The 3029-nt window shown below is 60.8% G+C and carries 2 protein-coding genes and 1 pseudogene; all 3 read right to left on the bottom strand.

Translation table 11 applies throughout. The annotated features are described in order from the left end of the window. Positions 1–643, bottom strand: a pseudogene (locus HX803_RS31160) (transporter); the annotation flags it as partial. A 134-nt stretch (positions 644–777) separates the two neighbouring features. Further along, the gene (locus HX803_RS31155; protein ID WP_178925924.1) at positions 778–2178 is read right to left on the bottom strand and encodes a DUF1254 domain-containing protein; all 1401 of its coding nucleotides are present in this window, start codon (positions 2176–2178) and stop codon (positions 778–780) included. A 63-nt stretch (positions 2179–2241) separates the two neighbouring features. Then, a complete protein-coding gene (locus HX803_RS31150; RefSeq protein ID WP_178925923.1) occupies positions 2242–3003 on the bottom strand; it encodes a hypothetical protein in 762 nt (253 codons plus the stop codon). Positions 3004–3029: the final 26 nt, after the last annotated feature.

Below are 3029 nucleotides of genomic sequence, written 5' to 3'. Positions count from 1 at the left end.
CGCCCAGATAGGCCGCAACAAAGGCGGGGCCGAGTGAGTATTTACCGGTGCCCAGCACGTCTCTCTCGGCCGTGGGGAACATGGCCGTGGGGCCGAAGCCCCAGACCATCTTGCCGCCGTTGGCAAAGCGCACCGGCTGCTTGGGCGAGAACACGCCCACGTACGCCAGGTCGCCAAAGCCCGAAGTGCGGTCGAACGGGTCGTTCACCACCGAGGGAAAGTCGCGGTCCGTCAGCACGCCGTAGGGGCTCATGCCGATCAGGTCGCCCGCCTTGGAATTGACTGGTGCGCTGACATAGCTCACCGGGAGGCGGTTGATCAAGTTCCAGTCCTCCCCCAGGGAAATGGGAAAGGTCGGCATGAAGCTGTATTTGCCCAGGTAGCGCGTACCGTTGCTATGGGGGCCTTTGAGGGCGCTGTAGTCGAACTGGTTGAACAGCAACACCAGGTTGCCCACCGGGTTGTCCATCAACTTGGCGATCTGCTCGGTGGACGGCTCGCAACCGGCCTTGACCACTTGCTTGAGGTCGATATCGAAGTCTTGCTGGAGGCGATGGCAGGTTTCGGCATCGGCCTTGGGGGGCGGTGTGGGGCTGCCCAGTTGCGGCAGGTTGGCCGCCGACACGCCGCAGCTGGTGAGCATTCCGAAAACCAGAGGCGTAGCGCAGAACCCTTGCGCACGAGCAGGTGAAATCATGGCGTCATCCATCCTTGTATCGGCCTGATATCAGGGGGTTACATGCCCGGCCTAACCCTGTTGCGGCCGGGCACGCGGCGTTACTTGAGCGGTGTCAACGGCGGCAGTTTCCATTGACCATTACCCACCTCAGGCTTGGGCAGGTAAATCCGCAGTACGGCATAAAACGGGCCGGGAGGTGCCGGCAGCCAGTTGCTCTGTTCGGCTTTCGGCGGCTCATGGTGCTGCAACGCCAGGGTCAGGCCGCCGTCGGCGTCCAGCTTGAGGTTGGGCAGCATCCGCGAATTGATCAGGTAGCGTTTCTTCAGGTTCGGCGCCAGCAGCTTGGTCTTGGCGTCGTACATGGTCAGCGACCAGAAGGCATCGGCTGGCGGCAGTTGGTCCTTGGCGAAATGCACGGTGTAGCTGTGGCGTGCGCCGTTGGCCGGTTTACCTTCGCTGTCGACAAAGTAGGTCATGTAGATCGCTTCGTCGGTGGAGTTGCCGAAAATGCCCAGGTCAGCCCCGGCATAGCGGTACAGGTAGTTGTTTTTCAGGCGGTCACGACTGCCGAACAGGTCGCCGCTGGACACCTGATGGGTGTCGATTTTGTCTTTCTTGAAGGCCGCAAATTCAGCCCGGGCGTCGGCGATACCGTCTTCCAGGGCCTTGCGTTGCTCAACCGTCAGCTCTTTGACCTTGAATGGCGCGCCCGGGGCGATGCCGATCTTGGCGAAGCGGGCCAGCAGGTCTTTTTCGCTGTCCTGGGGGGCAGCAAACGCCAGCATGAAGTTCAGGTAGCGGAACAGTTGCGGGCCTTCGGTCATGGTGGCCATCGGCTTGGGCCATTCGATCTTCGGCACGGCGGCCGGGGCCGGCTGTTTCACATAGCTGCTCAGCGACTGCACTTTGTAGCCGTTCTGGATCTGCTTGACCTTGTTCAGGTCCTTTTCGTCAAACAATTGCGTGCGGTATAGGGCGTAGGCGATGTTGCTTTCGCTGTAGACCACGCGGTCGACGTCTACCGGCTGCTGACCTTTCCAGTCTGGCCCCGCGATCATGTAGTGACCGCCATTGTTGCCGGTGCTGCGGGTGCCCAGGTAGGCGATGTTCTGGGTGTAGAGGTCGATCAACTGCACCGAGTAGTAACGGTTGTCTTCGATCTTCGGCAGGGTCAGGACCAAGGGTTCCTTGCGCAGGTCCATCCACACGAAGGAGTAGGGCGTGTCCGAGTTCGGAGTGACGAACGCAGTGTCCTTGGGGGTGAACACCTGGGCGGTGTTGCCGATATGGTTGAACGGGGCCTTGAAGTTGGCACCGCCTTTATCAACGGCCTGGGTGTAGAGCGTCTTGTACATCGCCACGACCGGGTAGCCATACAGGTACGCCTCCTTGGCAATGGCCCGGGCTTCGGCGGGGGTGGCCGTGAAGTCGGCCAGGGCGCCGGTACTCATCAGTATCGAGAGGCTCGCCAACAGCAGGCGCGTCGGTTTTCCAATCATGTTGTTGCGTCCTTCCAGAGATCTTTTTAAAGGGCGTGGGATGAAAGCGCCGAGTTTCCAGTTTTATTTGCCGAACGTCACGTTAATCCCTGCGAACAAGGTGAACTGAGGCAGGCCATCGCCTTTGCGTGCCACGGTCCATTGTGGCTCTACATAGGCGTTCACGATGTTGGTGCCGGCTTTCCAGGCTTTGCCCGCGCCAAAACCGACCGGGATGTAGTGGGTGTCGTTCTTCAAATCGAAGGTCCAGGTGCCGGTGGAACGCAGGTACCAGCCCTTCGGCAGGTTATGAATGATAAACGGTTGAAAAGTTGCACTCTCCACGTGCGCTCGGTCACGGTCCCCGGCAAATGAGCTTTGGTATTGCACCAGCGCGCCCAGCAACCCACGGGGTGATGCATCGATGGCAATGGCCGCCAGCCCGGCCTGCCATTTGCCGGTGCCCAGCTCATCGTGCTCAGCCGTGGGCGCGGTGATCTGCGGGCCGATGCCCAACTGCACGCCTTCGGTCTTGAGCAAGAAGATATCGAACAGGTTCAGGTCGCCGATGCCAGTGCTGTAGCCACTGTGCGGGTCGGGTCGCGTGCTGATGGGCAGCGTGGCGCGCAACAGTTGCGGCACACCGATAAAGTCCGAGGGCGCGACCGGCAACGTGCCGCGCAGTAACAGGTCGTTGGTGTGGGCGTTAGTGTCGAAGAGCCTGGGGGTGTAGTAGTCCTGCAGGTTGGCACCTGGGGCGAGGTTGAGGGGGTTGTTGCTCTTGTTCGCCGTTTCGGCGTTGTCGGCCAGGGCGCTGGCGCCGGGCATTGTCAAAACGGCCAGCATCAATGCCGACCTGTAAGGCGACTTGA

Origin of the sequence: Pseudomonas sp. P7548 (assembly GCF_013386585.1) — a bacterium.
Classification (GTDB): Bacteria; Pseudomonadota; Gammaproteobacteria; order Pseudomonadales; family Pseudomonadaceae; genus Aquipseudomonas.
Note: the sequence above shows the minus strand (reverse complement) of the source record. Positions and strands in the feature narration are given on the sequence as shown.